At 60.8% G+C, this 15132-nt stretch carries 11 protein-coding genes; all 11 read right to left on the bottom strand.

What is annotated here, in order from left to right; genetic code table 11:
* Positions 1-7 precede the first annotated feature (7 nt).
* The 11 genes from acs to gluQRS all read right to left on the bottom strand — a co-directional run bounded on the left by acs (position 8) and on the right by gluQRS (position 14899).
* Positions 8-1945 carry an acetate--CoA ligase gene (acs, locus tag KCG87_RS17765; protein WP_210558646.1) on the bottom strand — a complete coding sequence of 646 codons (1938 nt, stop codon included), beginning with the start codon at positions 1943-1945 and terminating at the stop codon, positions 8-10.
* 262 nt (positions 1946-2207) lie between these two features.
* Positions 2208-3872 (bottom strand): glucose-6-phosphate isomerase, encoded by a 1665-nt coding sequence (pgi, locus tag KCG87_RS17760; RefSeq protein ID WP_027614102.1) that lies wholly within the window; start codon positions 3870-3872, stop codon positions 2208-2210.
* A gap of 230 nt (positions 3873-4102) precedes the next feature.
* Positions 4103-4483 (bottom strand): aspartate 1-decarboxylase, encoded by a 381-nt coding sequence (gene panD, locus KCG87_RS17755; protein WP_003228271.1) that lies wholly within the window; start codon positions 4481-4483, stop codon positions 4103-4105.
* Between the two features lie 199 nt (positions 4484-4682).
* On the bottom strand, positions 4683-5543 hold the full coding sequence (gene panC / locus KCG87_RS17750) for a pantoate--beta-alanine ligase (protein ID WP_210558647.1): 861 nt from the start codon (positions 5541-5543) through the stop codon (positions 4683-4685).
* Positions 5540-6340, bottom strand: coding sequence for a 3-methyl-2-oxobutanoate hydroxymethyltransferase (gene panB / locus KCG87_RS17745; protein ID WP_095668303.1), 801 nt, complete (start codon positions 6338-6340; stop codon positions 5540-5542). Before panB ends, panC begins: the two co-directional genes overlap by 4 nt.
* Positions 6341-6738: 398 nt before the next feature.
* A complete protein-coding gene (gene folK / locus KCG87_RS17740) occupies positions 6739-7224 on the bottom strand; it encodes a 2-amino-4-hydroxy-6-hydroxymethyldihydropteridine diphosphokinase (RefSeq protein ID WP_210558648.1) in 486 nt (161 codons plus the stop codon).
* A 3-nt stretch (positions 7225-7227) separates the two neighbouring features.
* A complete protein-coding gene (locus KCG87_RS17735; protein WP_007963895.1) occupies positions 7228-8628 on the bottom strand; it encodes a polynucleotide adenylyltransferase PcnB in 1401 nt (466 codons plus the stop codon).
* Positions 8629-9351: 723 nt separating this feature from the next.
* A complete protein-coding gene (locus KCG87_RS17730) occupies positions 9352-10788 on the bottom strand; it encodes a sigma-54 dependent transcriptional regulator (protein ID WP_134787346.1) in 1437 nt (478 codons plus the stop codon).
* Between the two features lie 22 nt (positions 10789-10810).
* On the bottom strand, positions 10811-13765 hold the full coding sequence (locus KCG87_RS17725) for a sensor histidine kinase (RefSeq protein ID WP_027614096.1): 2955 nt from the start codon (positions 13763-13765) through the stop codon (positions 10811-10813).
* Positions 13749-13925: a hypothetical protein gene (locus tag KCG87_RS17720; RefSeq protein WP_003176118.1), complete on the bottom strand. Its 177-nt coding sequence runs from the start codon at positions 13923-13925 to the stop codon at positions 13749-13751. The genes KCG87_RS17725 and KCG87_RS17720 overlap by 17 nt, the downstream gene beginning before the upstream one ends.
* A 77-nt stretch (positions 13926-14002) precedes the next feature.
* Positions 14003-14899 carry a tRNA glutamyl-Q(34) synthetase GluQRS gene (gluQRS, locus tag KCG87_RS17715; RefSeq protein WP_098965640.1) on the bottom strand — a complete coding sequence of 299 codons (897 nt, stop codon included), beginning with the start codon at positions 14897-14899 and terminating at the stop codon, positions 14003-14005.
* Between the last annotated feature and the right edge of the window lie 233 nt (positions 14900-15132).

The following is a 15132-nucleotide window of genomic DNA, read 5'->3' as shown; positions in this document are numbered from 1 at the left end:
GGAGATGTTACTGATTCAGGCGCTTGTCGATCAGGCCCTGGACCACGCTCGGATCGGCCAGGGTCGAAGTGTCGCCGAGGCTGTCAAGTTCGTTGCAGGCGATCTTGCGCAGGATCCGCCGCATGATCTTGCCTGAACGGGTTTTCGGCAAGGCCGACGCCCACTGGATCAGGTCCGGTTTGGCGAAGCTGCCGATTTCCTTGCTGACGTGGGCGAGCAATTCTTTCTTCAGCTCATCGCTCGGTTCGACGCCGTTCATGGGGGTGACGAAGGCGTAGATGCCCTGGCCTTTGACGTCGTGCGGGTAACCGACCACGGCCGCCTCGGCGATGCTGTCGTGCAGCACCAGCGCGCTTTCCACTTCGGCGGTGCCGATGCGGTGGCCGGAGACGTTGATCACGTCATCGATGCGTCCGGTGATCCAGTAGTCGCCGTCCTCGTCACGGCGTGCGCCGTCGCCAGTGAAGTAATAGCCGGGGTAGGGCTTGAAGTAGGTGTCGACCATCCGTTGCGGGTCGCCGTAGACGCTGCGGATCTGCGCCGGCCAACTCGACTTGATTGCCAGCACGCCGCTGCCCGCGCCTTTGATTTCCTTGCCGTGCTCATCGAGCAGCACCGGTTGCACGCCGAACATCGGCTGCGTGGCGCAACCCGGTTTGATGCGTTTTGCACTGACCAACGGGCTGAGCATGATCCCGCCGGTTTCGGTCTGCCACCAGGTATCGACAATCGGGCAGCGCTGCTCGCCGACCACGTTGAAGTACCATTCCCACGCTTCCGGGTTGATCGGCTCACCGACGCTGCCGAGCAATCTGAGGCTTTGGCGCGAAGTTTCCTGCAGCGGCCCGGCACCTTCGCGCATCAGCGCACGCAGGGCGGTCGGTGCGGTGTAGAAGATGTTCACTTTGTGTTTGTCGATCACCTGCCAAAAGCGCGAGGTGCTCGGATAACTTGGCACGCCTTCGAAGATCAGGGTGGTCGCGCCGTTGGCCAGCGGGCCGTAGACGATGTAACTGTGGCCGGTCACCCAGCCGACGTCGGCGGTGCACCAGAACACTTCGCCATCGCGGTAATCGAGCACGTACTTGAAGGTCATCGCCGCTTGCAGCAGGTAGCCGCCGGTGGTGTGCAGCACGCCCTTGGGTTTGCCGGTGCTGCCGGAGGTGTAGAGGATGAACAGCGGATCTTCGGCGTCCATCGGTTCTGGCGGGCAATCGTCGCTGACGTCACGTACGGCCTGGTGATACCAGAGATCACGGCCCTCGACCCATTCGACCTGGCCTTGGCTGCGTTCGACTACGACGACGGTGCTGACGTCCGGGCAACTTTGCAGGGCCTTGTCGACGTTGTGCTTGAGTGGCACGAGCTTGCCGCCGCGTACGCCTTCATCGGCGGTGATCACGGTGCGGCAGTCGGCGTCGAGAATGCGGTCGCGCAAGGAGTCCGGGGAGAAGCCACCGAACACTACCGAGTGAATCGCGCCGATCCGCGCGCAGGCGAGCATGGCGTACGCCGCCTCGGGAATCATCGGCATGTAGATGCACACCCGATCACCTTTTTTCACCCCACGGCTTTTCAGCACATTGGCCAGGCGGCAGACATGATGGTGGAGTTTTTTGTAGGTGATCTGCGCCGATTCGGCCGGGTCGTCACCTTCCCAGAGGATCGCAGTCTGCTCGCCGCGCTGGGCGAGGTGGCGGTCGATGCAGTTGTAACTGACGTTCAGTTGGCCGCCGGCAAACCAGGACGCTTCACCGGTTTTCAGGTCGTAACGCTGAACGGTCTGCCACGGTGTGCTCCAGTCAAGGAAGCGCGTGGCCTGTTCGGCCCAGAAGGCGCTGGGGTGTTCAATGGATTCGCGGTACAGACGCTTATAGTCGTCCTGACTCAACTGCGCAGCCCGGCGGACGGCATCGGCTTTGGGGAACGTGCTGATATCGAACATGACGGTTCCTTATTCTTGTTGTGCGAAGAATAAAGATGCGCCGAGAGGGCCAAGGGTTCAAGCCGCATCAGGAATCTGATGTTTGAGCCTGATTTTGAATACACCCTAAAACAACTGTAGGAGTGAGCCTGCTCGCGATCGCGGTGTGTCATTCAACATCAATGCTGATTGACACCCCGCGATCGCGAGCAGGCTCACTCCTACAAGGGATTTTTTGCCCACAGGATCCGGGGAACCAAAACCTGTGGGCCGCACTATCAAATCACCCGCGGTGACGACCGCGGAAGTAGTTGATCAGGCCCTGGGTAGAAGCATCGTCAGCGACGGTTTCATCGCTGCCGACCAGACGGTTGTAAACGCCTTTGCCCAATTCCTTGCCCAGTTCCACGCCCCACTGGTCGAAGGCGTTGATGCCCCAGACCACGCTCTGCACGAACACTTTGTGCTCATACATGGCGACCAGCGCGCCGAGACGACGCGGGCTGATACGCTCGACCACAATGGTATTGCTCGGGCGGTTGCCCGGGATCACCTTGTGCGGTGCGAGTTTGTGCACCTGCTCTTCGCTCATGCCTTTTTCGCGCAGTTCGGCTTCGGCTTCCGGCAGGGTCTTGCCGAGCATCAGCGCCTGGCTCTGCGACAGGCAGTTGGCATACAGCCACTGATGGTGATCGGAGACCGGGTTGAAGCTGACGATCGGCACGATGAAATCGGCCGGGATCAGTTGGGTGCCCTGGTGCAGCAACTGGTGATACGCGTGTTGACCGTTGCAGCCGACGCCACCCCAGATCACCGGGCCGGTATCGGTCGACACCGAGGTGCCGTCCTGACGCACGCTCTTGCCGTTGGATTCCATGTCCAGCTGTTGCAAGTGCTTGGTGATGTTACGCAGGTAGTGGTCGTACGGCAGGATCGCGTGGCTTTGCGCGCCCCAGAAGTTGCCGTACCACACGCCGAGCAGGGCCAGCAGCACCGGCATGTTCTGTTCGAACGGTGCGCTCTGGAAATGCTGGTCCATGGTGTAGGCACCGGACAGCAGTTCCTTGAAGTTGGACATGCCGATGGCCAAAGCAATCGGCAGACCGATGGCCGACCACAGCGAGTAACGACCGCCGACCCAGTCCCACATCGGGAAGATGTTTTCTTCACGGATACCGAACGCGACTGCAGCAGCGTTGTTGCTCGACACCGCGATGAAGTGGCGATACAGCTCGGCCTCCGAACCACCCTGAGCCAGATACCAGGCGCGTGCGGCCTGAGCGTTCTTCAGGGTTTCGAGGGTGTTGAAGGACTTCGACGAAACGATGAACAGCGTGGTTTCGGCGCGCAGTTTTTGCGTCAGCTCGTGGAACTCACTGCCGTCGATGTTCGCCAGATAGTGGCAACGCACGCCTTTCTGCGCGTAGGACAACAGCGCTTCGGAGACCAGCTCCGGGCCGAGGAACGAACCACCGATGCCGATGTTGACCACGTCCGTGATCGGCTTCTCGGTGTAACCACGCCACAGGCCGTCGTGGATGCGGCCGACCAGATCCGTGATCTGGTTCAGCACCTTGTGCACTTCCGGCATCACGTTGACGCCGTTGACCGACAGCTTGTCGCCTACCGGGCGGCGCAGGGCGGTGTGCAGCGCCGGGCGACCTTCGGAGGCGTTGACGATTTCGCCGTCGAACAGCGCTTTGATCGCGCCTTTCAGATCGACTTCATTGGCCAGACCCACCAGCAGGTTGCGGGTTTCGGCGTTGATCAGGTTCTTCGAATAATCGAGAAACAGTCCGCAGCTGCTGAGTGTGAATTGATTGAAGCGCTGCGGATCGGCGTTGAAGGCTTCGCGCATGCTGAAATCCTGCATGGCTTGGCGGTGATCTTTCAACGCTTGCCAGGCAGGCAGAGCGGTAACGTCATGAGGAGTGCGGTAGTACGCCATCGCTGCGGTTTTCCTTTTTACTTGAACGGCCTTTTGAACACAGAACAGACCGATACGCCATGTTTGGGCGAGGGTCAAATGCGTCGACACGATTTTTCAACGCAGGGCGAATACAGTAAACCTCGCGCTGCGATCTGTCTTGACTTCTTCTGACCTGTTCCCTGTACTTTTTTAACATCAATACCGGGAACGGGCCGACCAACGGAAGGGGAGTGGCGCGTCGAAGCGGCTCAGGCCACCTGAACCGGAATGGCGTTGCTGGTGTGGCTGAGCTCGTTGCCCGGGGCCATGTACAGCATGCGCGGCTTGAAATTCAGCAGTTCCGCTTCGCTGTAATGGGCGTAGGCGCAAATGATCACGCGGTCGCCGACCTTGGCTTTATGCGCGGCTGCACCATTGACCGAAATCATCCGCGAACCCTCTTCGCCACGAATCGCGTAGGTGGTGAAACGCTCGCCATTGTCGACGTTATAGATCTGGATCTGCTCGTACTCACGGATGCCGGACAAGTCCAGCCACTCGCCATCAATGGCGCAGGAACCTTCGTAATCGAGTACCGCATGAGTGACTTCGGCGCGGTGCAGCTTGGCCTTGAGCATGATGGCGTGCATGAGGGATTTCCCGGGTTGGAAGCAAACGGCGGGCAGTGTGCCCGAAGGCTTTGGGGGCGGCAATATGGTCTGTGTGGACACCAGAAACCAATGTGGGAGCGGGCTTGCTCGCGAATGCGGTGTGTCAGTCAACCTATCTGCTGAATGATGCACCGCATTCGCGAGCAAGCCCGCTCCCACAGGGGTATTGCGGTGTTTTTTAGACTGGGCTATCGAGGTTCAGGTGCAGGTTGTCGATCAACCGCGTGGTGCCGAGGAACGCCGCCACCAGAATCACCAGATCGCGGTCTTCTGCCGTCGCCGGACGCAAGGTCAGGGCATGACGGATTTCCAGGTAATCCGGACGCAGGCCGGCGGCTTCCAGCTGTTGCACCTGGGCTGTGATCAGCGCCGGAAAATCACGCTCGCCTTGTTTGATCGACTCGGCAATCGCGCTCAGGGTGCGGTAGACCACTGGCGCCACCGCGCGTTGATCTTCGCTGAGGAAACCGTTGCGCGACGACAGCGCCAGGCCATCGGCCGCACGCACGGTGGGTTCGCCGATGATCTGGATCGGCATGTTCAGGTCATGCACCAGCGCGCGGATCACCGCCAGTTGCTGAAAGTCTTTCTGGCCGAAGATCGCCAGATCCGGCTGAACCATGTTGAACAGCTTGCTGACCACCGTCGCCACGCCCTCGAAGTGCCCCGGACGGCTAGCGCCGCACAGGCCTTCGGACAGTTGCGGCACGCTGACCCGGGTCTGCCCGGCCATGCCGTCGGGGTACATCTCTTCGACGGTCGGGGCGAACAGCAAGTGGCAGCCGGCTTGCAGCAGCTTTTCCTTATCCGCCGCCAGGGTGCGCGGGTACTTGTCGAGGTCTTCGCCGGCGCCGAACTGCAGCGGGTTGACGAAAATGCTCGCGACCACGAAGTCCACGCGCTGGGAGGCTTTGGTGATCAGCGCGACATGGCCGCTGTGCAGGTTGCCCATGGTCGGCACGAAGCCGATGCGCTTGCCTTCACTGCGGGCGCGCGCCACGGCGGCGCGAAGTTCGCGTACGGTTTTAACGGTGTTCATGCAGAGAATCCGTGTTCGATCCCAGGGAAAGTAACGCCTTTGACTTCGTTGACGTAGGCCTTCAGTGCGGACTGGATGCTGTCCTGACCCTGCATGAAGTTCTTGACGAATTTCGGCACGCGGCCGGTGATCGACAGGCCGAGCATGTCGTGCAGCACCAGTACCTGGCCGTCGGTATCGCTACCGGCGCCGATGCCGATGACCGGAATCTTCACGGCCTGGCTGATTTCGGCGGCCAGTTCGCTCGGCACGCATTCGAGCAGCAGCATGGCGGCGCCAGCCTGTTCCAGCGAGATCGCGTCGGCACGCATCTGCCGCGCCTGGTTCTCGTTGCGGCCCTGCACTTTATAGCCGCCAAGAATGTTCACCGCTTGTGGGGTCAGGCCCATGTGCGCGCAGACCGGCACACCGCGCTCGGCCAGCAGGCGGATCGACTCCGCCAGCCACAGCGCACCTTCGACCTTGATCATGTGCGCGCCGGCCTGCATCAGCGTGGCGCTGTTGGTCAGGGTTTGTTCGATAGTGGCGTTGGCCATGAACGGCAGGTCGGCCAGGATCAGGGCGTCGGTGTTGCCGCGTTTGACGCACGCGGTGTGGTAGGCCATTTCTGCGATGGTCACCGGCAAGGTGCTGTCGTGCCCTTGCAGAACCATGCCGAGGGAGTCGCCCACCAGCAGCACTTCGACACCGGCCTCGTTGCAGGCGTGGGCGAAGGTCGCGTCATAGCAGGTCAGCATGGTGATCTTTTCACCTTTCTGCTTGAGGCTCTGGAGCGTGGTCAGGGTGATGGCTGGCATGTAAAAAATCCTCGTTCAGGCGCTCTGGAAACTACTGCGAGTAACGCGCGTGATTCTTCGTCTACTCAGGCGCACGGTCTTTTGTCGTGCTTATAAGGCCTGGATTGCGCCCGTATGTGCCGGGTTGGCGGCAGCGGGACGCCTATAGTCGTGAGGAGCCAAGCGGAAGTCAATTGCGTGTGTTACCGCATTGTTACGAGGGGAGTGTTACCGGCGTTACTGATGCGATTCAGCGGCGCGGCGGGGCTGATTGGCGGGTTTTTTGTCCGACAAAAAATCAGAATTGGAATACTCGATGTGGGAGCGGGCTTGCTCGCGAAAGCGGTGGGTCTGTTGACTGATTGAGTGACTGACACGACGCTTTCGCGAGCAAGCCCGCTCCCACAGGAGGTGTGGTTTCAAGCGTGCGCGAGGCGTTCGAGGCCTACGAACGGGCAGGCGGCGAGCAGATCGGACAGAGCGCGGCCATCGGCCAGGCGCAGGTCAGCGGGAGCCAGTTCGGCTAGGGGATAGAGCACGAACGCCCGTTCCTGAATTTGATAATGCGGGACTTTCAGCCGCGGCTCGTCGATCAGGCGATCGCCGAACAACAGGATGTCCAGATCGAGCGTGCGCGGGCCCCAGCGTTCGAGGCGTTCGCGGCCCTGATCGTTCTCGATCGCTTGCAACGCATCGAGCAGATCGAGCGGCGCGAGATCACTGTCGAGGGCGGCGACCGCGTTGGTGTAACGCGGTTGCCCTGGCAGCAGTGAATCGCTCTGATAGAGCGCCGAAACACCAGCAAGGGAAGTCTGCGGCAATTGCCCCAGCGCGTTGAGCGCGCTGCGCAATTGTTCGGCCGGGTCAGCGAGGTTGCTGCCCAGGCCGATATAGATGCGTTCCATGCCTTATTCGCCCGAGGCGCTCGGAGCTCCGGCGCGCTTGCGCTTGGAGCCGCTGCTGCGGCGACGTTTGCGCGGCGCGCCGCTGGCGTCATCGCCCTTGCCGCTGAGTTCGCGAATCATCTCGCGACGCTCGCTGTCGTTGGCGTCCTGATAATCCGTCCACCATTCGCCCAGGCCATCGGTCTGCTCGCCAGCGCTTTCACGCAACAGCAGGAAGTCGTAACCGGCGCGGAAACGTGGATTGTCCAGCAGCAGGTCGGCGCGCTTGCCACTGCGGCGTGGCAGGCGTTCCTGCATGTCCCAGATCTCGCGGATCGGCATGGTGAAGCGCTTTGGAATGGCGATGCGCTGGCACTGTTCGGCGATCAGCTCGTGCGCACCTTCCTGCATCGCCGGAATCGGCGGCATGCCACGCTCTTGCAGACGCAACACGCGGGCCGGCAGCGCAGGCCAGAGCAGGGCGGCAAACAGGAACGCCGGGGTCACCGGTTTGTTCTGCTTGATGCGCAGGTCGGTGTTGGTCAGCGCTTCGCTGATCAGCGTGTGGGTGTATTCCGGGTTGTGCTCCAGTGCGTCGGCACTGGCCGGGAACAACGGGGCAAACAGCTGCAGATCGACCAGCATCTCGAACGTGATTGCGCCATGGCCGGAGAGGAACAGCTTGAGCACTTCCTCGAACAGGCGGGCCGACGGGATTTCGCGCAGCATCGGCGCCAGTTCGCGAATTGGCTGCACGGTGTGTTTTTCGATGCCGAAATTCAGCTTGGCGGCGAAACGTACGGCTCGCAGCATGCGTACCGGGTCTTCCTGATAACGCTGCTTCGGATCGCCGATCAGACGGATCAGGTGATTGCGGATGTCGTGTACGCCGTTGGCGTAATCGAGAATGCGCTCGCTGACCGGATCGTAATACAGGGCGTTGATGGTGAAGTCGCGGCGTTGCGCGTCTTCTTCCAGGGTGCCATAGACGTTGTCACGCAGAATCCGCCCGCTCTCGTTACGCGAAGACTGGTTGCTGTCTTCGTCGTCTTCATTGACCGGGTGATTGGCGCGGAAGGTCGCGACTTCAATGATTTCGCGACCGAAATGGATATGCACCAGTTTGAAGCGGCGACCGATGATCCGCGCATTGCGGAATTCGGCACGGACTTGCTCGGGGGTGGCGCTGGTGGCGACGTCGAAGTCCTTGGGCGTGATGCCCAACAGCATGTCACGCACGCAACCACCGACCAGATAGGCCTGGTAGCCGGCGCCCTGCAAGCGTTCGACGATATTGACCGCATAGCGGCTGAATTGCCCTTTTTGCAGCGAGTGTTGGCCGCTATTGAGCACTTCAGGGGTGCTGCGGATGTGTTGCGTACGACGCACGGGTGTTCGGAATGACTGGAACAACTTCTTCAGCATGGGATGCACTGTTTGAAGGAATGTTCGGCCATACCAAAGAATGACCGCATGATGGGCGCAGATTCTAGCATTTAGTCGGGGGATGGTGTAGGACGCAGCGGATTTGCGCTGTAAGTCGCAGGCTAAAGGCTTTGGGGGCGGGTTTTTGCGGGGGGGAAGAAACTACAAGGGGAGCCGAAGCTCCCCCAGAAGTAGTTGCGTGCTCTTTTTATTATTGATTCGGGCTTCTTGTTTTTGTTGAGTGCCCTCGCCATGAAGCTTTTCCTTCATGACCCTCCCAATCGGGAGCCAAGAGCAAACGGATTGCTTTGGTCGCTGTGTTGCAGTGATCTTGCGATCCAACCAGTACAGGCTCTGTCTTAGGACAGTTTTTGTTGTTCTCGGCCTGGTCGTGGGGCTAGCCCCAAATACAACGCCTCTCCAAAAGAATCAGTTAGCTGCGCCTCTCGCCGTCTTGTTTTTATTGTGCGTGAGTCGATTCGTCTTATTTTTATTGTCTTGTGCATTGCTTGTTATTGTTCTTGTACCAAACATATAGCAGGTGCCGTGCCAACTTTTGCGAAGCCCAATAAAACAAGGGGTTAGGTCGATATAACGGTTTTCTCGGGGCGAAAAAAAGCCGGGGTTTCGTTACCGATAACCCCGGCTTCTGTTACGTGAAAGGACTGAGGTAACAGTTTTTTCACATCCTCAAGCGTTACCCGCACACTCGACAGGTAACGTTCAGCTCTCGCTGGTGACCCCGGTCTTGCGCCGTGGAATACCCAGGCGCTGGCGGCGTTCCCACAGGCACTTGCGGCTGACGCCCAGTTTGCGCGCCAGTTCGGTCTCGGTCATGTGGTCCTGATGCTCAAGAACGAAGTGCTGGAAGTAATCTTCCAGCGACAGGTCTTCGGTCGGCTCATGGCTGCTGTTGCTGGTGTTACCTGCGGTTTGCGCAGGCAAGCCGATGAACTCGTCGTCTTCCAGATCGCTCAACTCGATGTCGATGCCCAGCAGGTCGGCAGAGATTTCCGGGCTTTCGCTCAGGATCACTGCGCGCTCGACTGCGTTTTCCAGCTCGCGCACGTTACCCGGCCAGGAATAGTGCCGGATGGCCTGTTCGGCATCGGCGGCAAATTTCAGGTCGGTACGGTTGATGCGCGCGCTCTGGCGAGCGAGGAACGCCGTGGCGATTTCGTTGACGTCGGCGCCACGTTCACGCAGAGCCGGCAATTTCAGAGCGATCACGTGCAGGCGGTAATACAGGTCTTCACGGAACTGGCCGATTTTCGCCAGGCTCTTGAGGTCGCGGTGGGTCGCGGCGATCAAGCGCACATCGACTTTTTGCGACTGCACCGAACCCACACGGCGAATCTCGCCTTCCTGCAGCACGCGCAGCAGGCGGGCCTGGGCTTCCAGCGGCAGTTCGCCGATCTCGTCGAGGAACAGCGTGCCGCCGTCCGCCGCTTCCACCAGACCGGCGCGACCGGCGCTGGCGCCAGTGAACGCGCCTTTTTCGTGGCCGAACAGTTCGGACTCGATCAGGCTTTCCGGAATGGCTGCGCAGTTCACCGAAATCATCGGTGCCTTGGCGCGCTTGGACAGATTGTGCAGGGCGCGGGCCACCAGCTCTTTACCGGTGCCGGACTCGCCCTGGATCAGGACATTGGAATCGGTCGGTGCGACCTTGCGGATCTTGCTGTACAGATCCTGCATCGGCGGGCACGAGCCAATGATGCCGATCTCGCCGTTGCTGTTGTCGACAGACGACTTGCCGCTGCCATTGGCTGCTTTGCCGGCAGGCACTTCGCCGGCGGCAGGCGTCGACTGGTGATCACGCAGGATCCGTGCGACGGCCTGGAGCATTTCATCGTGATCGAAAGGCTTGGCGATGTAGTCCACCGCGCCCATCTTCATCGAGTCGACCGCCGAGCGCAGGCTGGCGTAGCTGGTCATGATCAGCACCGGTTTGCCCTGGCCAAGCTTGATCAGCTCTGTGCCGGGGGCGCCAGGCAGGCGCAGGTCGCTGACGATCAGATCGAATGTGGGAATACTGAAGCGTTCTTGTGCTTCCTGCACAGAACCGGCTTCGCTGACCTGATACTGGTTACGTTCCAGCAGGCGGCGCAAGGCGGAGCGGATAATGGTTTCGTCTTCGACGATCAAAATGTGCGGCATTGATTCGATACTCTCGACGGTCTCAGTTCACAGCGGACGTCGCTTCGACATGACGCGGTAAGGTCACCCGGATACGGGTGCCGCGCTGGCTTTGTACATCAGCCGGGCTGTCGATGGTGATTTGTCCATAATGCTCTTCAACGATGGAATAGACCAGTGCAAGGCCCAGACCGGTACCTTCACCCGGATCCTTGGTGGTGAAGAAAGGTTCGAACAATCGGTCCATGATGTTCTGCGGAATACCACTGCCTTCGTCTTCGACGATCAGATCGACCGTGTGTTCGCCGGCTTCACTCTTGACCCGTACGGCACTGTGCGGCGGCGAGGCGTCGCGGGCATTGGAGAGCAGATTGATCAGCACCTGGGCGAGGCGCTGCGGATCGCCTTCGACCCAGTGATCGGGGTCGCACAGGTTGTAGAACTGCACTTCGAAGTTGCGCCGGTTCAGCGCCAGCAGGCCAATTGCATCCTGCGCGACTTCGGCCAGACAGACGGGTTCGTCGCTGTGCTGGTGGCTGCCGGCGTGGGCGAAGCTCATCAGCGACTGCACAATGCGCGACACGCGCTTGGTCTGTTCGAGAATCTGCCCGCTGATTTCGGTCAGTTCGCCATCTTCTTCACGCTCTTCGCGCAGGTTCTGCGCCAGACAGGCGATACCGGTGATCGGGTTGCCGATTTCATGGGCCACACCCGCCGCCAGTCGGCCGATGCTCGCCAGACGCTCGGAGTGCACCAGTTTGTCTTCAAGCATTTGGGTTTCGGTCAGGTCTTCCACTAGCAGCACCAGGCCGCTGTTGCCCGGGGCCAACGGCTCATCGATCGCTGCTTTGTGCAGATTGAGCCAGCGGGTCTGGCCGTCTAGGGCCAGGTGCTGCTTGTGCAAATGTTCATCGGGCAGGTTGATGAAGCCTTGCAGCAATTGCTTCCACGGATTGGCGATGGTGCTCAGGCGCGAACCCACCACCCGTTGCGCGGCGATGCCGGTGAGTTCTTCCATGGCCTTGTTCCACATCAGGATCTCTTGATCCTTGGCCAGCGAGCAGACGCCCATTGGCAGTTCCTGCAGGGTCTGGCGGTGGTAGCGGCGCAAGGCGTCAAGCTCGGCGGCCAGCCCGGTGAGGCGCGAGTGGTAGTCCTCGAGGCGGCTTTCGATGAAGTGGATGTCTTCGGTTACGTAGTTCTCGCCGCCAGCCTTGTACGGCAGGAAGGTTTCGACCATGTCCTGCGCCACGCTCGGGCCCATCAGGCCGGAGAGGTTGGCTTCGATGCGGTCGCGCAAGCGGCGCAAGGCATAAGGACGGCGTTCGTCGAACGGCAGATAGAGGTCGCGCAGGGCCTGCTCGACTTCTTTCTGCGCCGCCTTGGCGCCTAGCGGTTTGGCCAGTTGCGTGGCGAACTCCTGGGGCGAGGCGGCGTGCAGTTCACGACGTTGCGGACGGCGCACGTTATCCACCGCGCAGGCTTCGGCGGCGCTGGCTTCTTCAGGGCTGGCGTTGGTGAACAGCGAGATCAGCGTGAACATCAGCACGTTGGCCGCCAGCGAGGCGATCGCCGCCATGTGCCAGCTGGTGTCGTCCAGCACGTAGATCATGTTCAGCAGTGGAATGTAGAAACCCTGCAGGTTGCCGACCAGCGGCAACAGCATGGTCACCACCCACACCAGTATCCCCGCCAGCAAGCCGGCGATAAAGCCGCGACGGTTGGCGGTCGGCCAGTACAGCACCGAGAGCACGCCGGGCAGGAATTGCAAGGTTGCAACGAAGGCGACGATGCCGAGGTTGGCCAGGTCCTGTCCGGCGCCGAGCATCAGGTAAAAGCAGAAACCGGCCATGATGATCGCGACGATCAGCGCCCGGCGGGTCCACTTCAGCCAGCGGTAGATATTGCCTTCGGCCGGTGGCTGGTACAGCGGCAGCACCAAGTGGTTCAGCGCCATGCCCGACAGCGCCAGGGTGGTGACGATGATCAAGCCACTGGCGGCCGACAGTCCGCCGACGTACGCCAGCAAGGCCAGCGGTTTGCTGTTGGCGGCAATGCCGATGCCGAGGGTGAAGTATTCCGGGTCAGTGGTGGCGCCGAGTTTCAGGCCAGCCCAGAGAATCAGCGGAACCGCCAGACTCATCAGCAACAGGAACAGCGGCAGGCCCCAGCTGGCACTGACCAGCGAGCGCGGATTGAGGTTTTCGGTGAAGGTCATGTGGTACATGTGCGGCATCACGATCGCCGAGGCGAAGAACACCAGCAACAGCGTGCGCCACGGCCCTTCCTGCAGCGGCGTGTGCAGCGCGGCGAGGGCGGTCTGGTTTTGCAGCAACCACAGTTCAAGCTGTTGCGGGCCGTCGAACACGCCGTACAGCGCATAGAGGCCGACGCCGCCGAGGGCTATCAGTTTGATCACCGATTCGAAGGCAATCGCGAACACCAGCCCTTCGTGTTTCTCGCGGGTGGCGATATGCCGGGAGCCGAAGAAGATCGTGAACAGAATGATCAGCGCACAGAACGCCAGCGCGACGCGGCTCTGGATCGGCTCGCCGGTGAGGATGCCGATGGAGTCGGCCACCGCCTGAATCTGCAACGCCAGCAGCGGCAGTACGCCGATCAGCATGAAGATCGTGGTCAGCGCGCCGGCCCAGGTGCTGCGGAAGCGGAAGGCGAACAGATCCGCCAGCGACGACAGTTGATAGGTGCGGGTGATTTTCAGGATCGGATACAGCAGCACCGGCGCCAGCAGAAACGCGCCGGACACCCCAAGGTAACTGGAGAGAAAGCCGTAGCCGTACTGATAGGCCAGGCCCACGGTGCCGTAAAACGCCCACGCACTGGCGTAGACCCCCAACGACAGGGTGTAGGTCAACGGGTGGCGAATGATCGCTCGCGGGATCATGCCCCGTTCGCTGATCCAGGCGACGCCGAACAGCACCGTCAGGTACGCGGCGCTGACCAGGATCATCTGGGTCAGGCTAAAGCTCATCGGCATCTTTTTGGCTCTGCAGGATGAAGGTCACGACAATCAGGATCAACCAGAGCAGATACGGCCGATACCAGGCGCCCGTGGCGTCGATCCACCAATCCATGATGGCTGGCGAAAACAGATAGATTCCCACGACCAGAAGCAGGACCAAGCGATAGATGTACATCCCGGCCTCTCTTTTTTATGCGCGTGCCCGAAAACGTGCGGCGATGGTAACGGATGGGCGCGCCACTGCAAGTGTCGTCATTGCAGTTGCGCTTCGGGCAGGGTCAGTGTGCGCGGGATCTTTGTCGCATCCCAGTGGGCTGCGCCCCATTTGAGCAATTCCTCGGGTGTGGCATGGGCCAGTTCGGCACCGGGGTTTTGTCCCAGCGCTCGCAGGGCCCGCAGCAGCAAAGGAGTGGCCTGATCCGCCTCAAGCGGCGGCGAACGGTAGGATTTGCCGAGTTTGTTGCCGTCCGGCTGCGTGATCAATGGCAAGTGCAGATAGCGCGGCTGACGCAGGCCCAACAGTTCTTGCAGGTAGAGCTGGCGCGGCGTGGAATCGAGCAGGTCGGCACCGCGTACGATGTCGGTGATGCCTTGCCAGGCGTCATCCAGCACCACGGCCAGTTGATAGGCGTAGAGGCCGTCGCGGCGGCGAATCACGAAATCGCCGACGTCGCGCCCCAGATGCTGGCGGAACTCGCCCTGCACGCGGTCGATGAAGTGGTATTCCAGTTCCGGCACGCGCAGGCGGATCGCCGCGTCTTGCTGCTCATGGCCGGCATTGCGGCACAAGCCCGGGTAAATGCCGTGATACGGCTCCAGCTGCTTGCGCGAACAGGTGCAGGCGTAGGCCAGGCCGTGATTGAACAGACTGTTGAGGACTTCGGCGTAGGCGTCGTGCCGGTCACTCTGGCGCACCATTTCGCCGTCCCATTCGAAACCGTAGCTTTCCAGCGCTTTGAGAATGGCCGCCTGCGCGCCGGGCTCTTCCCGGGGGGGATCGAGATCTTCCATACGCACCAGCCAGCGCCCGCCGACCGCGCGTGCGTCGAGATAAGAGGCGAGGGCGGCAACCAGCGAGCCGAAGTGCAGATGGCCACTGGGGGTGGGGGCGAAGCGGCCGATGTAGGCGGGGGCGGTTTTGGCAGTCATGTGGACAATATAACTTTTCAGGATTCGCGCAGATTACCCCTGTGGGAGCGGGCTTGCTCGCGAAAGCGTCGGCTCAGACATCTTTGATGTTGAATGACACACCGAATTCGGGAGCAAGCCCCCTCCCACCAAAAGCGCAAACAGGGCAAAAGGTAGAAACATTACCCCTGTGGGAGCGGGCTTGCTCGCGAAAGCGTCAGTTCAGACAACCTGGATGTTGAATGGCCGGCCGC

The organism is Pseudomonas sp. MWU347 (genome assembly GCF_017947305.1).
Classification (GTDB): domain Bacteria; phylum Pseudomonadota; class Gammaproteobacteria; order Pseudomonadales; family Pseudomonadaceae; genus Aquipseudomonas; species Aquipseudomonas putida_A.
This window is presented reverse-complemented; position numbering and strand designations above follow the sequence as displayed.

Bases quoted from the DNA above. Each gene is read 5' to 3' on its own strand.
- panC (WP_210558647.1), bottom strand. From the start codon at position 5,543: ATGAACACCGTTAAAACCGTACGCGAACTTCGCGCCGCCGTGGCGCGC.
- KCG87_RS17720 (WP_003176118.1), bottom strand. From the start codon at position 13,925: ATGTACATCTATCGCTTGGTCCTGCTTCTGGTCGTGGGAATCTATCTG.
- KCG87_RS17730 (WP_134787346.1), bottom strand. From the start codon at position 10,788: ATGCCGCACATTTTGATCGTCGAAGACGAAACCATTATCCGCTCCGCC.
- KCG87_RS17735 (WP_007963895.1), bottom strand. From the start codon at position 8,628: ATGCTGAAGAAGTTGTTCCAGTCATTCCGAACACCCGTGCGTCGTACG.
- panD (WP_003228271.1), bottom strand. From the start codon at position 4,483: ATGCACGCCATCATGCTCAAGGCCAAGCTGCACCGCGCCGAAGTCACT.
- pgi (WP_027614102.1), bottom strand. From the start codon at position 3,872: ATGGCGTACTACCGCACTCCTCATGACGTTACCGCTCTGCCTGCCTGG.
- folK (WP_210558648.1), bottom strand. From the start codon at position 7,224: ATGGAACGCATCTATATCGGCCTGGGCAGCAACCTCGCTGACCCGGCC.
- acs (WP_210558646.1), bottom strand. From the start codon at position 1,945: ATGTTCGATATCAGCACGTTCCCCAAAGCCGATGCCGTCCGCCGGGCT.
- gluQRS (WP_098965640.1), bottom strand. From the start codon at position 14,899: ATGACTGCCAAAACCGCCCCCGCCTACATCGGCCGCTTCGCCCCCACC.
- panB (WP_095668303.1), bottom strand. From the start codon at position 6,340: ATGCCAGCCATCACCCTGACCACGCTCCAGAGCCTCAAGCAGAAAGGT.
- KCG87_RS17725 (WP_027614096.1), bottom strand. From the start codon at position 13,765: ATGCCGATGAGCTTTAGCCTGACCCAGATGATCCTGGTCAGCGCCGCG.